Source organism: Pectobacterium sp. 1950-15 (assembly GCF_037136835.1).
GTDB lineage: Bacteria > Pseudomonadota > Gammaproteobacteria > Enterobacterales > Enterobacteriaceae > Pectobacterium.
This window is the reverse complement of record NZ_JBBBQR010000006.1, coordinates 198,253-220,161: the sequence shown is the minus strand read 5'-3', so window position 1 is coordinate 220,161 and position 21,909 is coordinate 198,253. Positions and strand designations below refer to the sequence as shown.

Annotated in this window: 15 protein-coding genes and 1 pseudogene; 3 read left to right on the top strand and 13 right to left on the bottom strand. The window is 39.9% G+C overall.

The window, feature by feature from the left end; all coding sequences use genetic code 11:
* The first annotated feature begins 86 nt into the window (after window positions 1-86).
* A complete protein-coding gene (locus tag WCT94_RS09485; protein ID WP_336869278.1) occupies window positions 87-518 on the top strand; it encodes a carboxymuconolactone decarboxylase family protein in 432 nt (143 codons plus the stop codon).
* Window positions 519-953: 435 nt separating this feature from the next.
* Here the strand turns inward: WCT94_RS09485 and WCT94_RS09480 are convergent, their stop codons facing one another.
* The 11 genes from WCT94_RS09480 to ssb1 form a co-directional block, all read right to left on the bottom strand.
* On the bottom strand, window positions 954-1,412 hold the full coding sequence (locus tag WCT94_RS09480) for a GNAT family N-acetyltransferase (RefSeq protein ID WP_336869276.1): 459 nt from the start codon (window positions 1,410-1,412) through the stop codon (window positions 954-956).
* Window positions 1,413-1,624: 212 nt separating this feature from the next.
* Window positions 1,625-3,451 (bottom strand): amidohydrolase, encoded by a 1,827-nt coding sequence (locus WCT94_RS09475; protein WP_336869275.1) that lies wholly within the window; start codon window positions 3,449-3,451, stop codon window positions 1,625-1,627.
* 1,576 nt (window positions 3,452-5,027) lie between these two features.
* Complete coding sequence (locus WCT94_RS09470; RefSeq protein ID WP_181829275.1) at window positions 5,028-5,351, bottom strand: hypothetical protein; 324 nt, start codon at window positions 5,349-5,351, stop codon at window positions 5,028-5,030.
* A gap of 904 nt (window positions 5,352-6,255) precedes the next feature.
* Window positions 6,256-8,088 carry a DUF3732 domain-containing protein gene (locus WCT94_RS09465; RefSeq protein WP_336869274.1) on the bottom strand — a complete coding sequence of 611 codons (1,833 nt, stop codon included), beginning with the start codon at window positions 8,086-8,088 and terminating at the stop codon, window positions 6,256-6,258.
* Window positions 8,088-8,534, bottom strand: a complete 447-nt coding sequence (locus tag WCT94_RS09460) for a three component ABC system middle component (protein WP_336869272.1) — start codon at window positions 8,532-8,534, stop codon at window positions 8,088-8,090. The genes WCT94_RS09465 and WCT94_RS09460 overlap by 1 nt, the downstream gene beginning before the upstream one ends.
* Window positions 8,531-9,697, bottom strand: a complete 1,167-nt coding sequence (locus WCT94_RS09455; protein ID WP_336869271.1) for a hypothetical protein — start codon at window positions 9,695-9,697, stop codon at window positions 8,531-8,533. Before WCT94_RS09455 ends, WCT94_RS09460 begins: the two co-directional genes overlap by 4 nt.
* A 647-nt stretch (window positions 9,698-10,344) precedes the next feature.
* Complete coding sequence (locus tag WCT94_RS09450; RefSeq protein ID WP_052902952.1) at window positions 10,345-10,764, bottom strand: hypothetical protein; 420 nt, start codon at window positions 10,762-10,764, stop codon at window positions 10,345-10,347.
* A gap of 1 nt (window position 10,765) precedes the next feature.
* Window positions 10,766-12,781 (bottom strand): integrase, encoded by a 2,016-nt coding sequence (locus WCT94_RS09445; protein WP_336869269.1) that lies wholly within the window; start codon window positions 12,779-12,781, stop codon window positions 10,766-10,768.
* Window position 12,782: 1 nt separating this feature from the next.
* Window positions 12,783-14,345, bottom strand: a complete 1,563-nt coding sequence (locus tag WCT94_RS09440) for a site-specific integrase (protein WP_336869268.1) — start codon at window positions 14,343-14,345, stop codon at window positions 12,783-12,785.
* The gene (locus WCT94_RS09435) at window positions 14,338-15,546 is read right to left on the bottom strand and encodes a tyrosine-type recombinase/integrase (protein ID WP_336869267.1); all 1,209 of its coding nucleotides are present in this window, start codon (window positions 15,544-15,546) and stop codon (window positions 14,338-14,340) included. The genes WCT94_RS09440 and WCT94_RS09435 overlap by 8 nt, the downstream gene beginning before the upstream one ends.
* 160 nt (window positions 15,547-15,706) lie before the next feature.
* Window positions 15,707-16,237 (bottom strand): single-stranded DNA-binding protein SSB1, encoded by a 531-nt coding sequence (ssb1, locus tag WCT94_RS09430; RefSeq protein ID WP_336869266.1) that lies wholly within the window; start codon window positions 16,235-16,237, stop codon window positions 15,707-15,709.
* Between the two features lie 244 nt (window positions 16,238-16,481).
* Between ssb1 and uvrA the strand changes: the two genes are divergently transcribed.
* Window positions 16,482-19,316 carry an excinuclease ABC subunit UvrA gene (gene uvrA, locus WCT94_RS09425; RefSeq protein WP_336869265.1) on the top strand — a complete coding sequence of 945 codons (2,835 nt, stop codon included), beginning with the start codon at window positions 16,482-16,484 and terminating at the stop codon, window positions 19,314-19,316.
* Window positions 19,317-19,349: 33 nt separating this feature from the next.
* Window positions 19,350-19,445 (top strand): annotated as a pseudogene (locus tag WCT94_RS09420) (secondary thiamine-phosphate synthase enzyme YjbQ); the annotation flags it as partial.
* Between the two features lie 31 nt (window positions 19,446-19,476).
* Here WCT94_RS09420 and WCT94_RS09415 read toward each other — a convergent pair.
* Together WCT94_RS09415 and WCT94_RS09410 are read right to left on the bottom strand one after the other, a co-directional pair.
* Window positions 19,477-20,475, bottom strand: coding sequence for a VirK/YbjX family protein (locus WCT94_RS09415; protein WP_336869264.1), 999 nt, complete (start codon window positions 20,473-20,475; stop codon window positions 19,477-19,479).
* Between the two features lie 369 nt (window positions 20,476-20,844).
* Window positions 20,845-21,909: an ATP-binding protein gene (locus WCT94_RS09410; RefSeq protein ID WP_336869263.1), complete on the bottom strand. Its 1,065-nt coding sequence runs from the start codon at window positions 21,907-21,909 to the stop codon at window positions 20,845-20,847.

Genomic DNA, 21,909 nt, shown 5'->3' with positions numbered 1-21,909 from the left:
CTCCCGACGGTTGAAACAGGGGCTCAGATGCTCTATGCGCTGACTGCTTTTCTCGTTCTTTCATTCTTACTTACTGGAGATCTTCTATGAGTACGCTTCGCTTACCTTACCAAACCCTCTCGCCAGAAGCCTATCAAGGGTTCGGCATTGCCAAGAAAGCGCTGGACAAAAGCAGTCTTGGAAAACCGTTGATCGAATTGGTCTATTTACGTGTTTCACAAATTAATGGCTGTGCTTTCTGTCTGGAGATGCATGCGTCGGCTCTGCGTGCTGGCGGCGTGCCGGATGCCAAGCTGGACAGCCTAGCGGGCTGGCGTGTGAGCACGCAGTTCAATGAACGCGAGCGTGCGGCGCTGGCCTGGACTGAATCGCTTGTGGATGTGGCTCGCAGCCACGCGCCTGATGAAGATTTCGAACCGCTGAAGGCGCATTTCAGCGATGCAGAGATCGCCGATCTGAGCTTTGCTGTTGCGCTGATGAGTGCCTTTAATCGGTTGGCGATCGGCATGCGCCAATAAGGTGTGAGTGAAGATCAACGTAGCGGGTTCATTCATGTTGTGCTCAAACCCCTTACTGTGATGACTTTGTATCTAAGGAGGGAGTGATGGAGATTGAACAGAGAAACTCGGTCGAACATCAAACGGTTATCAATAATGAATCCGGCGTTATTAACGTCAATAACCACCACGGGCAATAACACTAATCTGGCGGGTGAAAACACGGCTCGCATTTATAAGGAAATATCGCATTCTGAACAGAGTAAGTTCATTGTCAGCTTTGTGGCCGTTTGTTTATTGCCGGGATGAGTCTTGTCGCGGATCTTATGCAGATTCATCCTGCAATCAACTTACCGCTGTGGGCGTATGTTGCCACATTCGGGGGGATATTTGGTGTGGTGGTGAGTGTCTGACGCAGTACAGAAAGTCTGTGCGGCGGCAATCTATTTTTTATCGTTAAAGCGGCATTCTATATTCTATCACGCCCGGTTTTTCCGCTACCCAATCATAAAGTCGCTGGGCTGTTTTATTGGTTTCCTGAGTATGCCAATACAGCCGATCGCAGTGTTTTTCCTGCGCTTTTTCTCTCACATATTCAATCAGTTTTTTGCCAACGTTTTTACCGCGAGCGGTGGGGGCAACGAAAAGATCTTCCAAGTAACAATAAAGGTTTACACCCCAGGTGGAATCGTGAAAAACAAAGTGCACGAAGCCCACAATGTGTAATCCTTCTCTCGCTACCGCGCAATACACAGGGATATCGGCTTTAAAAAAGCGGCTCCAGGTGACTTCTGTGACCTTATCGGAAAGCTGCACCTTATAGAATTCCTGATAACTTTCCCAATAGGGTAGCCATTGCTCATAATCTTCTGGCTCGACTGAATTAATTATTATTTCCCGATCTGAATTCATCATTTTACTCTCATGTTGTCGCGAATATTTTGTGGTTACGAATGGGGGCTGAAAATCAGGCTGCTTTTCATAGCAATAAGATAGCAACGGAATAGCCGGATGTGCCCCGCCACTTATTGATAGATAGGCAGACCAATTCGGGGGGTGAGAGCGGTGTTTGCAGAGGCGCCGTATCGACGCCCCTGATATTTATGCGTGTAATAGACTGCGCGGCGTCAGGATTTCTCTGGCGCTGAATGCACAAGCTGGCCTTTGAAATACGTCTTGACCACGCTGGTGCCATGAACCTGTTTGATCGGTACGTTAAATAAGTGACGATCCAACACGATGAGATCGGCGGATTTACCCAGTTCTACCGAGCCCGTTTCTTTTTCGATCCCCATCGCTTTTGCGCTGTTGATGGTATAGATACGAATTGCTTCAGACAGATCGACGGCCTCTTCGGGAGCCAGTGTACCGGGTGCGTCACCCAGTGGGTTCTGACGTGTTACCAGCCCTTCAATGCCAATCCAGGGAGACGGTGTTGGGCCACCTGCGGGCCAGTCAGAACCGCCGGCAACTACTGCGCCAGAACGCAGCAATTTGACCGTGGGAACAAAATCCTTCATACGTTCTTCGCCAATCGTCACTACACTGGCGTTTGTCATATCGGACGGGAACCACAGCATCGGCGAGAGGTCGGCAGCTACCCGCAATTGTGCGAAGCGTGGCATATCTTGCGGTGAGATCAGGTGCGTATGCGCGATTTGATGCATGGGGCCATTTGGCCCATTTATTTTACGTACCTGCTCAACGGCATCCAGCGCCAGACGCAGCGAGCCATCTCCCGCAGCATGAAGCTTGGTTGATATGCCTTGTTTATCCAGCTTGGATAAAATTTCTACAACCTGCTCGGTGGTGTAGTGCGTATCGCCGTGGTAGTGATCGCCATGTGCCTGAGTGGGCAAATACGGGGCAAGCAGTTTCGCGGTATGGGCTGGCGGGACGCCATCCAAAACAAATTTAAAACGATCGGGGAAGAAGTTGGTGGTGCGGTAGACGTCGCGTCGGGCAACCAGCTCCATGCCCGCGGCACCTTCATCCAGAAGCGGAGTAGAAACGATCGAGCCAATAATGCGTAAAGGCAGGCCTTCTGCACGGTCAATCTTGCTCCAGATACGCAGATTCACTTCGGAGCTGACCGCTTCCTGCACGCCCGTAATACCTAACGACACCATCGTTTTTGCGGCACCGCGTCCTGATGTCAGCCGTTGTTCTTCCGTGCGTACTGGAACCAGACTTTGTACATGCTGGAACGCGGGGAATTCTTGCAACAGACCTGTAGGCTCGCCTGTTTTGGCGTCTTTCACAATCACGCCTCCGGCTGGGCTAACTGACTGGGCGGTGATAGTGGCTAAACGCATCGCTTCGCTGTTAATCCAGCGGTTATGGTAGGAATCATCACGCAGAATGACTGGGCGCCCATTACTGACTTTATCCAGTTTCGCCAAGGCTTCAGCGGTAGACAGCTCCGCCATACGCGGGCTCCCCCAGGCCGACCCGATCACCCATTCGCCCGGCCCGGCTTTTTGCGCGCATTCACTGACCTTATTCAGAATGTCATCCAGTGAGCTTGTTTGCACGAAGTTACAGGAGTAAATATCTTCATAGCCGCCGTCTAACGGGTGAGCATGGACGTCATTAATCCCCGGCATTGCCATGCTGCCCTCAAGATCAACTACCTGTGTTTTCGGGCCGATAAACTCCGCGGCCTGTGCATTTGAACCGATGAAAACGTAGCGGCCATCGCGTACCGCGACGGCTTCTGCCCACGGCTGGCCTTGATTAACGGTGTAGATATTGCCGTTACGTAACACTAAATCAGCAGTCGTTGCCGTTTCTGCTGCGATGAGTGTCGGTGAGGCAAAAAGCAAACCGGAGACGGTTATAGCAAGTGCTGCGAGCCTGAAAGGCGCATTGCCAAAATGGGGTGAGGATGTCTTGCTGACGAGGATGTGGGACAGCTTTTTGTTATCGGCGCGAAGCGCACTATTTTTTTCCATACGTTATATCTCCATATATAGCGTTTATACCCCGTTGATGGGGTGTTGCTATTTTTTAGTAGCGATGGAGAAATAACTGTACAGATTGTGCTCTGCTTATCTCGATGAGCACTAAACGCACATCGGGTGATGATTTCTTTAGTTGATTGTTTACCGGTACTTTTTCTGTGCGCCGCAAAAATAAAAAACCCCTGAATTAACAGGGGTCTATGTTTGCATTCTTTACAGATAACTCTAAGGTCATCTTCAGAACGGTTATTTTCATTCCTTTCTACACCTGTTTTTTATGTTTTTGATTTTGTTATGAATTTTTTTAAAAATCGAAATGTGTAAAATTTAAAAACATAGTCTCTGGAAGAGAAGAGCTTGTGTCTCTTGAGGCATAATAGCATAGGCAAGACGATTTGACAGCGCTGCGCTTGATGAGGCATTTGTTGTCGGTGCTCCCGTTGGTGATTTTACACTTCTGCTTTGCTGCATGGCTATCCGTTCTTTGGTCTGATCGCGTCATTCGGCAGGTATTCTATTCATTCGATAAATCCTTTGAAGTAATTAAAAAAACAGCAAAACAAGGAGAGCGTAGATAAAATCTATCGCTCAGGAAAAACCATCTAATAATATACAGAGAATACCCGATTATGGTTTTTTATTTAAGTGACAAATATATGGAGATATATAACTTTATATAGTTTTATTGTGGGGGTTATACGCAGTATGTGAGCGTTTTCCATCACCAAAACATGCCATCTTTTTATATCAACTCTAAGCAGTATAAAGTTCCATAAAGTTGGTATTTCTTATAGTAAGAAGTTAAGAAAATCCTATTGAAAATGGTAATTTGATAGTCAATGCATATTGAAAATTCATGGTTTGATTTGGTTTTTGATTCGTTATGGCGATCTATATTGATTTTTTAATAGCCTAAATCTATCATTAATTTGCCTTTTATCGTTACAAACGATATGACATGTTACCCAATGTAGATCAATTATATCAATTACTTATATTGTAATTAGAAGGTGGTTAACATGTCTGAATGTCCATTCTGTAAGTCTCCTGTGCATGACGATGCTTCTGTGTGTCGTAGTTGTGGTGCTGAAAAGGTTAGAACTGTCCAGCGACACCTAAAGCTGCAAGAGCGTAAGGTTGGAGTTGCTACGAAATTTTGTGGTTTTTTGGGTGGTTTTATTGGGCTGCTGGTGGGGTTGTCAATAAAGAGTTTTGCTATTGGTATTAGTATTTTTGTAATCGGTCTTTTCTTACCTCTATTGTTTTTTTGTATATTAAATAGGAATAAAACCCTATGGTATAGATGATATTCCTGAAAAGAATGGGCTGAATGCCCATTCTTTTTGACGTATAAAACCAATATTAAACAAGGCTGTTATATGGTGAGAGATAAATCTCACCATGAAAACACTTTAGATTATTTTTTTTGTTTGAATGTGGTTTTTAATAAAAATAGAGATGAGTAGTAAACGGTTATAAAAAAGCTTCCCAGCAGAAGCCTTTCTATATTTTACGGGGGGTAATTAAAATTATTTAATTGTTGTTTTTATTGGCTATTTAAATGTAATTAAAAAATTCTATCTGGTATTCTCCACCCTTTATCTGTTTTTGTTAAATTAACTTCACGCTCTACTTTTTTATTTTCTATGACAATTTCTATATTACATTTATAATTTTTTCCTTGCTGCTCTGAGCAATTTATTTTCTTTATTGACTTGAACATGTTATTTAAAAATTCGGGATTGTAGCCACTTAATCCTGAAGCATTACGAGAGTCTTCAATTGCATCATTGAACGCATTATAAATATCTTTTTCAGATGGTTCATCACTACAACCAGCAAGAAAAAAAGAAGAGGAAATAATAATTGCAAGAAGTGAGTATTTTTTCATTGGCTTTTCCTTATATATTTAATTTTTATGTATAAAAACAACCTTATCGGAAAATATTTATGATCGATATTTTTTATCGCGATAAATCCAATTAGCGATCTATTTAAAATAAAAATTGAATTTATATTCTTATCATCCATATAGGCTGCAACTAAGCTGTTGCTATGTTTTTCTAGATTTTCGATTAATTACTGTCTTTAGTAAAATCGTTTGTAACGATCAATAGATCACTCTTAATAGGTAAAATCTATCATGTTTTGTTTATTGATCTGTAATAACGATCGATATTTTCTTGACTAAATTCCAGACATAATCTAATCATGCTACGGATTGTATTTAACTTGTTGTTTTATAGTGTTAAATTTTTTTTTCTGTTTTGATGGTTGGATAGGCCAAGTTTTGATGTGTTAAAACAGAGCAAGCACCACCAGAAGCTCGCAGGACTTCACTCTGAGCGATTTAAACGGTAGCTATGCTGTAAGTGACAATATTCATATTGATTGTTATATCTGTTATTTAAGCGTTATTTCTTGCCTGTTTAACCAAGATTAACTGTTTGCGTAATGGTTTCCCGTTACTGTGAATTAATAATATTCATAGGGTTAAGTGTTTTGCTGGTTAGATGATTTTTAGGTGTGAAAAATCGTTGAGGTGTGAGCTGTTTTTATTGAACATGGCACTTACAGTGTCTGCTGAGATAAGATTTTGGAAAAGCTCTCTGATCCGTCTGACTTGCAAACAACTCTGTATTCATGAGTTAGCTATAAGGGTTTTTATTGTTGATATAGATCACAATACAGTTCAGATTTTAATTAATGCATCCAAAAGTATTCCCTAAGTATGCTTGTTTATTAAGGCAGGGCTAAGAAATATAACACAGCCTTAATTTTATGCTTTCGATTATTTAACTGGCTGTCTTAGTGAAATGAATCAATCCGTAATTATTTCTTAATTCTTTATCAACGAGCTTGAAGTTCTTCATTTCTCTGTCAAGCCAATATGACTCTTCTATATGCTCCAGCAATATTATTTGGAAACCACCATAAGACTGCATTCTCTCAACAAAAGAATTAATTTCATTTAGAGCTGCATCAAGGCTTGCAAAGTCATCAGTTTTTTTACCGCCAGTACTAAAATATGGAGTGCTAGGCTGGTCAATTACTAAGAATCGTGGAACCCACTGTACGTTTCTTTCTCTTACTAATTCATGAAGTGCAAGGAAATAAGCCACATGCACATACATATAGTTGGAAAAACTTCCAATATCAACCATCTTCTCCACTTGGTTTTTATTCACCAGATCGAGAGTTTTTTTACCTTTATTGAATATCGGAGTAGCATTCTCAAACCCTTTCAATGGCAACCTTGAAAGGTTTTCTTTTATTTTTTCATTAATTAAACTTAAGGTATATTCTTTGAATATATTATTGTTATTAACTTTATCATCTAATTCATTTATTTTAGAGTTTATTTTATCTATGTCTTCTCTGTAATCGTGTTTTGGTAGCACATCTATTCGTTTTACTTCAGAGCTTAGTTCGCCTATAAAGCGATATAGAACACTTGGTGTCGTTTTTTCATTGCTGAATACTGCGAGTTTTTTATTTAATAACGATATTTTAGATTCAATTTCCTTCTTCTTTTCTTGAGTTTTTGATATAAGAGAGTTTTTTCCTTTTTGTGCTATGGATTTTTTGATTTCTAAACTTTTATTTAATAGCGATTTAATTATTGAGTATATATTCTCAGTGTACAAAATGTTATGATAGTTATCATCTAAATATTTTGCTATTAATAATGAATCTTGATTTTCTTTTAGGAGTTTTTTGTATTCAGTGCTAGTTTCGATATAAATATTCATATCTGAAAGATCTTTTTTTAACGTGAATATTTCTTTTTCTATATTAAGCCTTTCATTAATAATCGGAATGTCATTTATATCTCTATAATTTACAATGGTTTTTAAATGATCAAACTTATCTCCTACTGGCAGTTCCTGATTGTTGTTTTCCGTTGTTAAACCAAATTGATATGATCTTTGGTATAATGATTCTATTTCACTCTCAAAATTAATATAAGACTCTTTACTCGCAGATTGTTTATACTCAATTTTCGCTAAGTTTCTCTGTAATTCCTCTAATCTGGTTCTCATTATCATTGTTTCGGCATTTTCACTTCCCAATGCCATATCAAAAGTTCTATCAATACGTTCTCTTGTCTTTAAATCTGAAATTTTTGAATAAAGATGTTCTGAAGATGTTAGCGTTGTCTGATCTATGAAACAATGAGGAAGGAAATATCTATATGATACCTTCGAGCCTTGCTGAATAAATCTACCACCATAGGGGATTTTTAACGAGCTATTAATACCAAACTCGTAATTTAAATGTTGTTTTAAAACATCTTTTTTTACGTTATTTACTGGAGATATTGGTATCTCTCCATTTTTATCAAAATAGACAAAATCGTCTTCTTCATAGTGAGTGGCTTTTCTACATATAGTATGGTATTTCCCGTTTATATTAAATCTAATCCCATACCAATTGACATAATTATCAACATTTGTTTTTGAAATTCCGTCAGATGACGAAGATAACAAACAGTAATCGATAATAGATAATATCGATGATTTTCCTTTACCTGAATCACCTGTTATGACATTTACTTTGTTTTCTTCAAGCTCAAAATTTCTTAAGGTTGAGTCAGTTTGCCATATTAATATGTTTGTAATCTGCATTATAATCTCACTCCACAAATGTCATATATATTATGGGGTTCATCTAATATTAAATTTGCAATATTTATAGATGCCGCCTGTATTTTTACAGATCTTTTTCCAATCAAAGATATTGCATCATCGGTGATCAACTTTTTTTTAAATACTAAATTGTCCTCAACGAACTCGGCTACGCCATTTTCTATACATAGAGAAACACAGTTTATAGAAGATGGAAGGAAGTTATAGAATCTCTTATTTATAGATACTAATAGTTCTGGTTTTGTTAATAGTAGGTCTTGGAAAGATATAATATTAGTTCGCTTATGGGATAAATAGTCTAAACTTTTTTTATGGAATACTATCGGCAATACTAACATAATATTACATAATGCCATTTCCTGTGTTCTTGATAGTACTTCCTGCATAGAAAAAATGCCCAAAAGTTCATTATTGTATATTTTCATTTATAGATAGACTCCCAATTTTGAAGCCATCCGATTTTTGGTTTATCTGACAATAGCAAAAAGGCCCCAGTAGTCATAGATCTCGGTAATTTGTTATTTTCTAGTGTAATATCACAATTACCTGTTAGTTCTGAGTAAACATAAAATGCAATAGATAGATGATCTTCATTTATTTCTGAATATCGACTTCTCATATATGCTATCAAGTGCCGAGATTGCCATTCATCAAACGCTTTCTTGTATATTAATTTTTCTTCCTGCGTTGTCAGATCACCAATACTTTTTAATTTTTGTATAAACGCATCAGTTTTTGCCATTTCATTGATGTATTTTATGATAGCATCAATATTTAAATCCAAATCTTGAAGTTGTTTATATGAAATTTTAGATTCTATATCTGTAGGATATGCAGATTCAAAATCGTAGTATTGATCAAAATTATTGATGCAATTTCTTGATATTTGAATAATTCTATCTACGGCTAGCGTATTTCTAAAATCTTTATAATTTATTATAATCTTATTTTTTTTCTTGACTTGATTGTATTTATATTCAAAAAAAGCACCTGATATATTGTGAAATACATCATCTATTTTATCATCAGGAATGGAAAATGTTTTAAGCAACGTTTTTATTTGTACAATTATTTCATCTTCACTATGCTGAAAAGTTATACTCCTAAATAAACGTTCGGAAACATTATCAGGAAGATTAGCAATTGAATAAATATATTTGTAGATGTCATCGTCATGATTTTTATGTGCTTGTAATATTTCTATTATTTCATTATTTATTTGATTTATTTCTTTTGTATCACTGGATAATAGTTTTACAATACCACTCTCTAAAGTGAGTCCTTTATTAGTATAAAAAACAAGGCTAACATCTTTGTCGTTTATTATTTTTATTGCCTCTGACCAATTATATAAAGTTTTCCATAAATCAATATCCTTATTCGTAATGTTATTTGAGTTGTTTATTGAGTGCTTAACTTGGATAAAAGTTTTTTGACCATTAATGTTTTCAAGATGAAGATCATCAAAAACTTCTATCCCTATACTTTCTTCAGGTTTAAGTTCTAATGCATGTTTTAGAGCCACATAATCCTGATAGGAAAATCCTATCGATTTTTTCTCTGCACTTGTTTTGTCAAAGATATCCATATGGCTGTCCATTGAGGTAACAAATAAGAGGTGCGTAATAAATTAGGTATAGTTTACAGTACCAAACACTAATAGTATTTGGAAGTGATAATGTTGTTGCTTTTTCACATAAATAAATGATTTTAACTGTTATTTTATACAGCTAATTTAATTTTACACCCAAAATAATGCAAATCATTAACTATTTACGTGCTAATTGTTTAGATACCTAGATGAGTTTTTATTAAAATATGGGCGTGTCTGAAGTGTAGTAGCAAGCTCCTCATTGATCACTACACCTAATCGATTTACAGATAAGTGTTTTAAATTAAAGGATTACAGTTGCACCAAATCGTTAATTTGGTGCAACTTCTTCCGAATGAAAGTCCTGATACTGCCAGTCGAGCCTTTTCCATAAGATGAACGTCAGAGTTTTTTTCACCTGTGGTTGCTTAGTCTCGATCACTACGTAGATCAACACTCTACACTGACCTATGATCTCTTCCTACTCTAACGAGAGTAACACCATAGCCTCTTGCCAGATAAGGTTAAAACAACCTTTACCTGGCTGTCTAATGGGATGATCTCCTTGGCGGTAATCGATCCCTATACTTGCTGATAGCCATGTTGTTAGTCCTATAACAGGCTGGTCTGTCCTTGCTTGGGTGTCATCGCTTTTCCCCATCCGACCGTTCCCTGTCGATCTTAGGAAGCGGAGCGTTTAGTTCATTTTCTTTGATCCCCAACCTATAGGCATTGTACTGCCACACAACAAACATCTCATGGTAGTAGTTATTTTCCTCTTTGAGTTGGGCGATCTTACTTTCTAAATTGTTAATTCGTTGAGATGCAAAATCTAAATTAATTGCTTTTTTCTCTACTGGCGGTGCATCAGTCAAACCTTTTTTCTTTGCTGTATATGCAAAAACAATATCTTTATATCCATTTAACGATTGTCTTGTGGGAACCTTACCTATAAGGTTTTCAGCAGCAAAACAGATGCTATTCCACGATATTTTTTCTTCACTCCATCCGTTGATCATGTTTACAATCGCTTCAACGTCTCTATCTGATAAGTGTTTAGCCATCTTAATTCCCCATTATTGCTCTGATGTCTGAAAGCATATCATTTTCATCTTGTTTCTTTTTGTCATCTAATTGAGGCTCTTTTTCTTTATTCATTACTTTACTTAACTGGCTAAAATCTTTGCCACGTAATTTTATTTGAGCATTGTCTGCAATATCTGGGTTCTCCATTATAGATATTAGCTCTCTAAGTCTTTCTAATGTTTTCTTGTGATATTCAATCCAACGGTCTTCGCCATAGTAATCATCCTTATTCGATATGGCATTGTTGTATAGCTTATTAATCTTATTTTCTCTTTCTTTTATTCGTTCTAATTTTAATTTATCCCCTTTTATACATACTTGTTCTGAGCAATTAATGCAATCGCGGAATTTATTGCAAGGACTCATTGTGTAGTCATGGACGCAATATCCGTATTCTGTAACATGCGCCGCACCAGTTTCTAATAGGTTGAATTGTTGAGTGGTGATCGGTAAATTCTCATTAATTACATCACTAATAATTGAGTGTTTATTAGCTGTTATATCTACCAACTCTGCTATTTTCACCATTTCAAATTCGGTCATATGGTTATAGACACGATTTTGCTTTACATCTGCTCTACCAGACCATTTCGCAATTTCAAGATTTGAGAGTCCACCTCTCTGGGCTATTGTATTTAATAAGTGCCTTGCCTGATGGCTCCTAAGAACAATCGGCTCTCCATTTTCACCTATATAGCCGTTTCTGACAAAAATGTTTTTCCTAGTGTCTCCAACATGAGTTTTTGAAGAGATATCATTAGAGAAAAATGTATTATCTGGTTTAAAAAGTGAGTGGGGGATCGACATCCTTGTTTCATGTAATTGATTTTCATTCATGCAAAACAAAGCGTTGCTATACTTTATTTTTAGCTTTTCATCGTACCAAGGAAAATCTTGCGGCAAATTCTTCATGATCACAGGCCATAATGTGTCTAAACAATAATGTCCATTCTCAGTAATAAACCCTTTACTTCTTAAAAATGAAAGTGAATTGCTCTTGTGGTAAGTAACTCCTAAAAAATAGCATATTTCTTTAATGCTTAAAGGTTTTTTGTTATTAATGTTAATGCTATCATCTAAATTATAGAATTCGAGTGGATGCATCTCTGCCCATTTTGCAAATTTTCTGGCAGGCTCGGTTAATTCTCGAACTCTCTTAATCGCTTCCTTTGCAATTTCAACCATAGTGGTTGGTATCCACTTGATATCGCCATCATATCCTTTTCCAGAAAAAAATCGTAATCCATATCTTTCAATACCATTTTTATCTTTTTCAGTATATTCACAATCTACTGGTAATGATAAAACTTCTGATATTCTTGAAGGTGCTGACATTAATATTGCAAATATTGATGAGGTGAAAATATCTCGTGGCTTATCTGGGGAACGGGAAAAAATCTCAGCCATAGCATTTAAAGCTTCTTCACTTGGAAGTTTCTTTTCTCGCTCTTGTTTTCCTTTCAATCCTGTTCTAACCGTATCGTTTGGTCGCTTAATGGGATTTTTCCAAGAGTCAAGCTTAGTTGGAACTAATTTATTTTTTGTTAAAAACTTTGCTAATTTTTCCAACTCTCTACCACACTGATAGACCGCGCCTACTGAGTAATGAGGTTTTGCTACTTCAATCGCTTTATTCAAGACTGATATATTAATTTCTTGTGCATTACAGCTACCAGTATATTCCTTTAATGAAAGTTCAATTGCTCGTAATGCTTTAAGTTCATTTTTAGTACCAGTTGGATTATGGCCTTGCTGATATCTAAAATATGCTTTTGCAAAATCAATAAATTTTTCGTCCATGATTTGGTCTGGGTTTGGTTTTCTTGTTGTTACACCAAACTGTGAGAAGACGGCAACATTAGGCCAAATATGGCTATTCCAATTTAAATCTACACCAAAAACAGTTAATTCGTCACGACATTTCCTGATGAACTCAGACATGTTTTCTTCAGCAGTTCTATGTGATTTAGATTTAAATTGAAATATATTATCCATATTATATTCCTTTTACATTGTTTTCTAGCTCTGATAATTCCTTGACTCGTTTCTCGCATTTCAAAACGACTTCGGCAACAGCTAAAATACTTCGGTCTAAAATTTCAACTATGGCGATATCTCCTGTGATCTGCTCTACTCTCTTACGCTCTTCTAAAAGACTGTCATAGACTTCTTTATGTGGTCCATCTACCCAAGGTTGGAAGTGTATGCAGGTATAACAAGGAATAGGCACATTTGCCCCACAGAAGCCATGATCGCCACAGTTACCTATAGATTTCCCTTCTTCACTCCTTATACGGCTTGTGGCGTCATTTCCCCTAACTGAGTCGCTTTCCTTATCTACCAGCTTGCCAGCAAAAGCCTGTGCGAATGGCGCAAGCTGGTAGCCTACCGCCTCATCCAGTTTAGCTACATGCTCAGGAACGTTCTTTACATAAATACCAGCATTTTGCGTATCAGAATGATCGAGCAATTCCGCAATAATTAACTCACCAAAACCTTCTCTTGCGGCTCTTGTGCCTATGGTATATCTAAATCTACGAGGAGTTAATTTTAATATTTTTCCATTTCTTTCTGAAAAAACATTACATTTCTTTGTCATACTATTTATTATCGAATAGATATTAATTGCTTTTATATGATATTTATCAAATAAAATATTACTTTTAAATTCTATCTCATTTTTTTCAGTTAATACTGTTTTCCAGCATGGGAATAATGGTAAGTTATCTAATATGGAATTATTTAATTCAAAAGGTATTTTTTCTTTGTATGTTTTTATATTATCTTCAATTAAGGAGTGAAGTAATTTCCATAAGTCTTCTTTGATAGCAAACATTTTGAGATCTTCCCTGAACTCACTATTTCTTTGTTTTATTCTTGGGATGTTTAAAAAATGAATATCTTCACCTTTCTTATTACTGGTTGTAATTAAATCCTTTGTTTTTAGCAAACTTATTTGTAAAGGTCTTCTTCCTGTATGACTCATAACTAATGAGATCGCCAGTTCTGTTTTATTTATACTCCCTAATTCATATGCTTGTGTGACTTTATCATTGAACCCTTGTAATTCAATATCAGTTAAAGGACCTTCATTTGGGTCTCTTCTTTTTATATTGTCTCCTTTTATATTTCCTTTTATTCTCCAGCTATTTAATAGATATATCATTTCTTCTGTTACACCAGAATATCCTAACCCATGCCATTTTTTAAAAAATATTTTTATTATGCTAAGATACCATGAGTGCTCAGAGGATAATGTTGATTTAAAGTTTATTAGTTGTTCTGTAGTTAAAGCATTATTATCCTTACAAAACAAAAAATAATCTTTAACTCTATAGTATAGATTAGAAACATATTTAGAGCTATAGTTCTCAGCAAAATATGCCAGTGTCTCAATGAAACTTATTTTTTCATTTTTGTTTGATATGAAATTAAAATTTCCTGTTTTTAATTTCACATCCTTATCTAAGACCCAGATCTCATCATAAATAGTAAATGTATATCCCTGAGCCTTAGAATACCTAGGGGCTAATTTCCCTTTTTTTATCACATTATTCATTGTCATCTTCTCCTATTCTTTCTTGTAATAATAATGCAACTTGATGTGATTTTTCATGAATAAATCGTTTGTTATAATGTGCGGCTGTTCCAGACCCAGCTTTCCATCCCATTAAATAAGATCTCAGTTGCTCCTGTCTTTCAGCAGAAGGTGGATTATCCATTGAGTCCATTCTTTTCGAGAATTCTGAATTCCATGTATGCCTTAACATATGACCTGTTAATGACTTTAAATTAGGAGTTGAGTTTTTTATATTATTTATGATCCTACTATAGGCCATATAAGTTAAAGGAAGTCCGTTTCCTTTTTTGTGATTAACAAATAAATAGTCATGTTTCCTTTTTTGAACAAAAAAACGACGTTCATTTAAAACATAAAAATGAATTTCTTTTGCTAACGATTCTGTAATAGGTATAACTCTTTCATTCGTTTTAACTAAAGGCTGAATAATCCTTGTGTCGCTTTTATCATCGGCCCTTCTTCGTATGCTTAATTGATTTGAAGAAAAGTCTATATCGCTGATCTTAATATTTAGTAATTCACCGCCACGAATTCCAAAATAATATAGCATTAATATAATAAGCCTGTTCCTCCGTTGGACGCTTTTATTAAATGGATTCAAATCGGAGCCTACTCTTATGACTTCGAAAAGTGATTCTATTTCTTGTTCGTTTAATGATTTATCTTGGATTAAATTATTCCTACCTTTCTTATTAGGTCGCCTTTCTTTTATTTGATTTAAACAATGTGTTAAGTTTTTTGCAAAAAAATCGTCTTGATTTTCAACCAAGTAGTAAGATAACCATTCTATATACTTATAAATGATAGTTAATCGTGCATACTGTGTTTGTGAAGCAACATGCGTATTTCTTTTTTCTTTAATGGTTTTTACGTTGTTTTCTTTTTTATTGATAATTCTTTTTTGAGAAAAGTCTCTCAAATCATCTGTTTCATAAATACTTAAAAACTGTTTTTTATAAATTCGTTCTTCAATATTTATATCTCGAATACTTAAAAATTTTAAAAAAATAATCAGAGAAGCAGCCGTAGACAACATCGTTGAAATGGATTCACTTTTATTTCTGATTTGAGTAGTAATGAAAAGGTTTGGATAGTAAACGGGCAAGTGTGTTGAGTGGTCTACAATTAGACAGTATCTTTCAGAACTTTTTAACATAAAGCTCTTAGTGCTGTAACTCATCGATTACTCACTGTTTTTTACAATTTTACACTATCTTAATAGTATATTTATCCAATAAATCTCGCAAGTTATTTTTTACACTTATAAGCAATGATAAATAAAAAACCCCCATTTAACAGGGGGTTAGGTTTTAAATTTTACACTTTACAACGAGTAACTGTTAGAACGGGATATCGTCGTCGAAATCCATTGGCGGTTCGTTGCTTTGCGCTGGAGCGCTGTTTTGTGCAGGACGCTGTTGAGACTGCGCGCCGCCGCTGAACTGGTTGCCGCCCTGTGGCTGCTGAGGTTGTCCCCAACCGCCTTGCTGCTGGCCGCCACCTGCTGGTGCGCCGCCGCCCTGACGTCCACCTAACATCTGCATGGTGCCGCCGACGTTAACGACGACTTCGGTGGTGTAGCGCTCTACGCCAGCCTGATCGGCCCATTTACGAGTTTGCAGTGCGCCTTCGATGTAAACCTGAGAGCCTTTGCGCAGATATTCGCCTGCGACTTCAGCCAGTTTGCCGAACAGCACCACGCGGTGCCACTCGGTCTTCTCTTTCTGTTCGCCGGTCTGTTTATCACGCCAGGATTCGGAAGTCGCCAGTGTGATGTTGGCAACTGCACCACCATTCGGCATATAGCGGACTTCCGGGTCTTGACCCAGATTCCCGACAAGAATCACTTTATTAACGCCTCTGCTGGCCATGCTCGTGTCTCCTGATGAACCAATTTATGTAAGTCTAAACGATCAATTTTATCATGATACACATTTGTATCATACCTGCGAAATGGCTTCAGAAATGAAAGTAAGATTTGCAGCGTTTGCAAAGTAAACGGGTTTAATACTGGATATCCATTCAGTTTTTTTTGTGCCATAATTGCTCGTTTCGTACCGGTTCTCTCCCTTCGAGAGGCGATGACAAACCGTTTTTATTCCGGGAAGTGTGTGAATGGATAAGATCGAAGTTCGTGGTGCTCGTACCCATAATCTCAAGAATATCAATCTGATAATCCCTCGTGACAAGCTGATCGTGATCACCGGTTTGTCGGGCTCGGGTAAGTCATCGCTGGCGTTTGACACGCTGTATGCCGAAGGGCAGCGGCGCTATGTGGAATCCCTCTCTGCTTACGCCCGTCAGTTTTTGTCGCTGATGGAAAAACCGGACGTCGATCATATCGAAGGGCTGTCGCCCGCCATCTCTATCGAACAGAAATCCACCTCGCATAACCCGCGTTCTACGGTCGGGACGATTACCGAAATTCATGACTACCTGCGTCTGCTGTTTGCACGCGTGGGTGAGCCGCGCTGCCCGGAGCACGATGTGCCGCTGGATGCGCAGACGGTCAGCCAGATGGTGGACAACGTGCTGGCGCAGCCGGAAGGCAAACGCCTGATGCTGCTGGCGCCGATTGTGAAAGATCGCAAAGGCGAACACAGCAAAACGCTGGAAAACCTGGCATCTCAGGGCTATATCCGCGCCCGTATCGACGGCGAAGTGTGCGATCTGTCCGATCCACCGAAGCTGGAATTACAGAAAAAGCACACCATTGAAGTTGTCGTCGATCGTTTTAAAGTGCGTGACGATCTGGCGCAGCGGTTGGCTGAGTCGTTTGAAACCGCGCTGGATCTCTCCGGCGGCAGCGTGGTGGTCGCGGACATGGACGATCCTACCCAGCCTGAACTGCTGTTCTCGGCGAACTTTGCCTGTCCGGTGTGTGGCTACAGCATGCACGAGCTGGAACCGCGCATGTTCTCGTTCAACAACCCGGCGGGCGCGTGCCCAAGCTGCGATGGTCTGGGCGTGCAGCAATTCTTCGATCCGGCCCGCGTGGTGCAAAACGCGGAGCTGTCGCTGGCGGGCGGCGCGATTCGTGGCTGGGATCGCCGTAACTTCTACTATTTCCAGATGCTGCGCTCACTGGCGGAGCACTACAAATTTGACGTCGATGCGCCGTTTGAAAGCCTGAGCGCCGCGGTGCAGAAAGTGATTCTGTACGGCTCCGGTAAAGAGAACGTCGAATTCAAATATATCAACGATCGCGGCGACACCTCGGTACGCCGCCATCCGTTCGAAGGCGTGCTGCACAACATGGAACGCCGTTATAAAGAGACGGAATCCACGGCGGTGCGTGAAGAGCTGGCGAAATTCATCAGCAACCGTTCCTGCGCCAGCTGCGGCGGGACGCGCTTGCGTGAAGAGGCGCGTAACGTGTTTGTTGAGCAGACGACGTTGCCGCAGATTTCCGATATGAGCATCGGTCATGCGATGACGTTCTTCCAGAATATGAAGCTTAGCGGGCAGCGCGCTCAAATCGCCGAGAAAGTGCTGAAAGAGATTGGCGATCGGCTGAAGTTTCTGGTGAACGTCGGGCTGAACTATTTGTCGCTCTCCCGCTCGGCGGAAACGCTGTCCGGCGGCGAGGCGCAGCGTATTCGTTTGGCGAGCCAGATTGGTGCCGGGCTGGTTGGCGTCATGTACGTACTGGATGAGCCGTCCATCGGCCTGCATCAGCGTGACAACGAGCGCCTGCTGGAAACGCTGATTCACCTGCGCAATCTGGGCAATACCGTCATTGTGGTAGAACATGATGAAGACGCGATTCGCGCCGCTGACCATGTGATTGATATCGGCCCCGGTGCGGGCGTGCATGGCGGCCAGATTGTCGCTGAAGGCACGATGGAAGAGATCATGGCGGTGCCGGATTCGCTGACGGGGCAGTTCCTCAGCGGTAAACGCAAGATCGAAATCCCGAAACAGCGCGTGCCTGCGGATCCGACCAAAGTGCTGAAGCTGATTGGTGCGAAGGGGAACAACCTGAAAGATGTCACGCTGACGCTGCCGGTTGGGTTGTTTACCTGTATCACCGGCGTGTCAGGATCGGGTAAATCGACCTTGATCAACGATACCTTGTTCCCACTGGCGCAGCGTCAGTTGAACGGTGCGACGCTGGCGGAGCCTGCCGCTCACCGGGAAATTCAGGGGCTGGAGCATTTCGATAAGGTGATCGATATCGATCAAAGCCCGATTGGCCGTACACCGCGTTCCAACCCGGCAACCTACACCGGCATTTTCACGCCGATTCGTGAGCTGTTTGCTGGTGTGCCAGAAGCGCGTACTCGCGGCTACAACCCTGGCCGTTTCAGCTTTAACGTGCGCGGCGGACGCTGTGAAGCCTGTCAGGGCGACGGTGTGATTAAGGTTGAAATGCACTTCCTGCCGGATGTCTATGTGCCGTGCGACCAGTGCAAAGGCAAGCGCTACAACCGCGAAACGCTGGAAATTCAATACAAAGGCAAAGGCATTCATGAAGTGCTGGATATGACCATCGAAGAAGCACGAGAGTTCTTTGATGCCATTCCGGCGCTGGCGCGGAAGCTGCAAACGCTGATCGACGTTGGTCTGTCCTACATTCGCCTTGGACAGTCGGCCACCACGCTGTCCGGCGGGGAAGCGCAGCGTGTGAAACTGTCGCGTGAGCTGTCAAAACGTGGGACCGGTCAGACGCTGTATATTCTCGACGAACCCACTACCGGTCTGCACTTTGCCGATATTCAGCAGCTTTTGGCTGTATTGCATCAGTTGCGCGATCAGGGCAATACCATCGTGGTGATTGAACACAATCTGGATGTGATTAAGACGGCAGACTGGATTGCTGACTTAGGGCCGGAAGGCGGCAGCGGCGGTGGAGAAATCCTGGTTTCCGGCACGCCGGAAACGGTGGCAGAGTGCGAACAGTCTCACACTGCACGTTTCCTGCGACCGATTCTGGCGCGCGAAGCCTGATAGCAGGGTACGGCGATGCGGACGCAGTAGGCAATCCGCCTGAAGCCGAAAGCCAGAGATTTCCATCTGGTGACTGACGAAATACTGGCGCAGGTTGTCACACTGCGCCAGATCAACGTTGGGCTGATGGGACTGTAATGTAAATGTGTTCTTAACCGCTTCACGCCTCGTGCTTGTCATATAGCGAATAACAAGTCCCGCTTTGCTTCCTTTGAACATTCCCGTCTTTTTCAAAATGCAGAGCGATTGCTTCCTCGATAGAATCCAGCAGTTGAAATCTCTTCCTATATTCCGATCTTTTTTTACTCGGAATATCACTAAGCGATTTGCGAGGGATAAAGCATGGCGTGGTATAGACGTCAGCCTTCTCGGTTGCTCCAATTGACTGCCATAGCTCATCATAATCAGCGTGCATAAATTTGAGTCTTTTTCTGTATCGCCAATTGTTGTAAATATGGCTTTTATTTCCGGCCATCAAGATATTTTTTATTTCTAATTGCTTTCCAAGAAAAACCAGTGATTCGATCAGCATTTTTTTCGGAAAAATTCCATGACAGGCTTTCGTTATGTTTTTTATTCTGTCATAGCTTCCATCAAGTTTAGTTCCCTGTATCCCCCCGACAAAAAAACAGAGTTCATTATCAATTTTTATGAAGCTAAATGTGAGTTTTGCCAGAGGTTCACCATCAGAATCACGGAGGAGAATGGTCATTTCTCCCTCTTTATTTAAGTTGTCTATGGATAGCAGGTCGATAGAAAAGGAATGCGATTCTGGGTCGTCACATTTGTAGAGATTTACACTATCTCCCACCGTGTAAAGGTCAAACATCTCTGTAGGTAAGATTTCCTCACAGATTTTATAGTGATTAACAATTGTTGTGATCCTTGATCTCAATGGGAAGTTTTTTGTGAGATAAGGCCTGTGTATTTTTATAGGTAGAGAAGGTTGATTTGAAAGTATGCCTTCGATGTTTTTCAAATTTGAAATTTCATTCAAATACTGTATAGATGAACGAAAATGAAATAATGTTCTCAACATGAACTTTAGTCTATTTTTCCTTTCCAGCCAGCTTGGGGAGGGGGTTACGTTCCCTACGGTTAAATCCCAGAAAAGGCTAAATCCATCATTTTTTCTAACTATCGTTCTGTTGTTTAACATGTTTAACTCTGATTAATAAAATCTAGTCGCCTTTTGAATGAGATAGATGTTGTATTTTAGATTCGTACTTTTCATTTAGGGGAACGAATTAAAAATATTTCTCTCACACTCATTGCAGGCTGATTAGATGATTATCGTGAATGCATATATGATACATTTTATTATGGGATATTTATCGATGGTCGATGGAGGCTGTATGTAGAAGTGTTACTTTTTATAAAACAATCGTTTTTATCGGGTGGTTTTTTATAAAAAATAGTATTGCTTTCCCTTTTCTCTAACAACGAAGGGAGCGAATGCGTAAAACAAGCATATTTTTACTATGATGAATCTTAATGTTAAAACGTACAATAGATATAACTCCACCTTTTACTGAATCGGTAATGATATCTTGAAACCCGCTCCGCCCATGGAACTGGTAAATAAAGTAATATTTCCTTTATGTGCTTGTATTATGGCGCTTACTACGGCTAACCCTAAACCTGTCCCACCATGTTGTCTCGATCGTGAGTCTTCACCTCTTCTGAATGGCTCAAATAGCGAATCTCTTATTAATAAAGGAATTCCAGGTCCTTCATCTTCAATGGTAATAATGGCATTATCTTTTTCCCGGAAACATGAAACCATAACAAGCCCGGGCTGTGTATAACGGCGAGTATTGTCCAATATAGCCAGTAATGCCTGCCTGATGCGTACGGCATCACAAACCAGTGTTAGATCGTCCAGCCGCGAAACTAAGGAGATTTTCTTCTCTGATAAGGAAGAATGCATAATTTCCGTGATGGCCTCAACTTCAACTTTTAGGTCAACGGTGTTCTTTTGTAGTGAAAGATGGCCACTATCGGCGAGGCTTAAGGTACGCAAATCCTCAATTAATCTGGCAAGGCCGTCGGTTTGTTTAAGTAAATTGATGAAAAGCTCGTTCTCCGGTAGAAAAACGCCATCAGCAAGACCCTGCAGCCGGCCACGTAAAATTGTGACTGGGGTTCTTAATTCGTGAGCGATAGCGGCATTCCACGTTTTTATTTCTCCCGATGTCACTTCGAGTTTCTCTGCCATGGTATTAAAATCGGCGATTAGTTGAGCGACTTCTAAAATTTCCACATTGCTGACTTCGGCTCTGGCACTGAGTTTACCCTTGGTAATATCCCGGGCCGTTTCTGCAAGAGAATACATAGGGGACAGAATTTTCTTTGAAAATCTTATTGCGGAAGATACTGATATGGCTAATGACAGTAAAAGAGTAATAAAGGATAGAAACCAATCCTCTTCCGTCATCACAAATAGAGCATTATATTCACTTTCATTGTAACCCAGGTATTTGAAGGAAATCCAGGCAAAGACATAATAGAAAACCATTGTGACGACTGTTGAGTAAATTGTTACCCTGAACATCAGGTACGCGAGCTCTCGGTTCAGTTTCGAATGTTTCAT

Coding starts and splice junctions, on each gene's coding strand:
- WCT94_RS09485 (WP_336869278.1), top strand. CDS start 87: ATGAGTACGCTTCGCTTACCTTACCAAACCCTCTCGCCAGAAGCCTAT.
- WCT94_RS09480 (WP_336869276.1), bottom strand. CDS start 1,412: ATGATGAATTCAGATCGGGAAATAATAATTAATTCAGTCGAGCCAGAA.
- WCT94_RS09475 (WP_336869275.1), bottom strand. CDS start 3,451: ATGGAAAAAAATAGTGCGCTTCGCGCCGATAACAAAAAGCTGTCCCAC.
- WCT94_RS09470 (WP_181829275.1), bottom strand. CDS start 5,351: ATGAAAAAATACTCACTTCTTGCAATTATTATTTCCTCTTCTTTTTTT.
- WCT94_RS09465 (WP_336869274.1), bottom strand. CDS start 8,088: ATGCAGATTACAAACATATTAATATGGCAAACTGACTCAACCTTAAGA.
- WCT94_RS09460 (WP_336869272.1), bottom strand. CDS start 8,534: ATGAAAATATACAATAATGAACTTTTGGGCATTTTTTCTATGCAGGAA.
- WCT94_RS09455 (WP_336869271.1), bottom strand. CDS start 9,697: ATGGATATCTTTGACAAAACAAGTGCAGAGAAAAAATCGATAGGATTT.
- WCT94_RS09450 (WP_052902952.1), bottom strand. CDS start 10,764: ATGGCTAAACACTTATCAGATAGAGACGTTGAAGCGATTGTAAACATG.
- WCT94_RS09445 (WP_336869269.1), bottom strand. CDS start 12,781: ATGGATAATATATTTCAATTTAAATCTAAATCACATAGAACTGCTGAA.
- WCT94_RS09440 (WP_336869268.1), bottom strand. CDS start 14,345: ATGAATAATGTGATAAAAAAAGGGAAATTAGCCCCTAGGTATTCTAAG.
- WCT94_RS09435 (WP_336869267.1), bottom strand. CDS start 15,546: ATGAGTTACAGCACTAAGAGCTTTATGTTAAAAAGTTCTGAAAGATAC.
- ssb1 (WP_336869266.1), bottom strand. CDS start 16,237: ATGGCCAGCAGAGGCGTTAATAAAGTGATTCTTGTCGGGAATCTGGGT.
- uvrA (WP_336869265.1), top strand. CDS start 16,482: ATGGATAAGATCGAAGTTCGTGGTGCTCGTACCCATAATCTCAAGAAT.
- WCT94_RS09415 (WP_336869264.1), bottom strand. CDS start 20,475: ATGTTAAACAACAGAACGATAGTTAGAAAAAATGATGGATTTAGCCTT.
- WCT94_RS09410 (WP_336869263.1), bottom strand. CDS start 21,909: ATGAAACATTCGAAACTGAACCGAGAGCTCGCGTACCTGATGTTCAGG.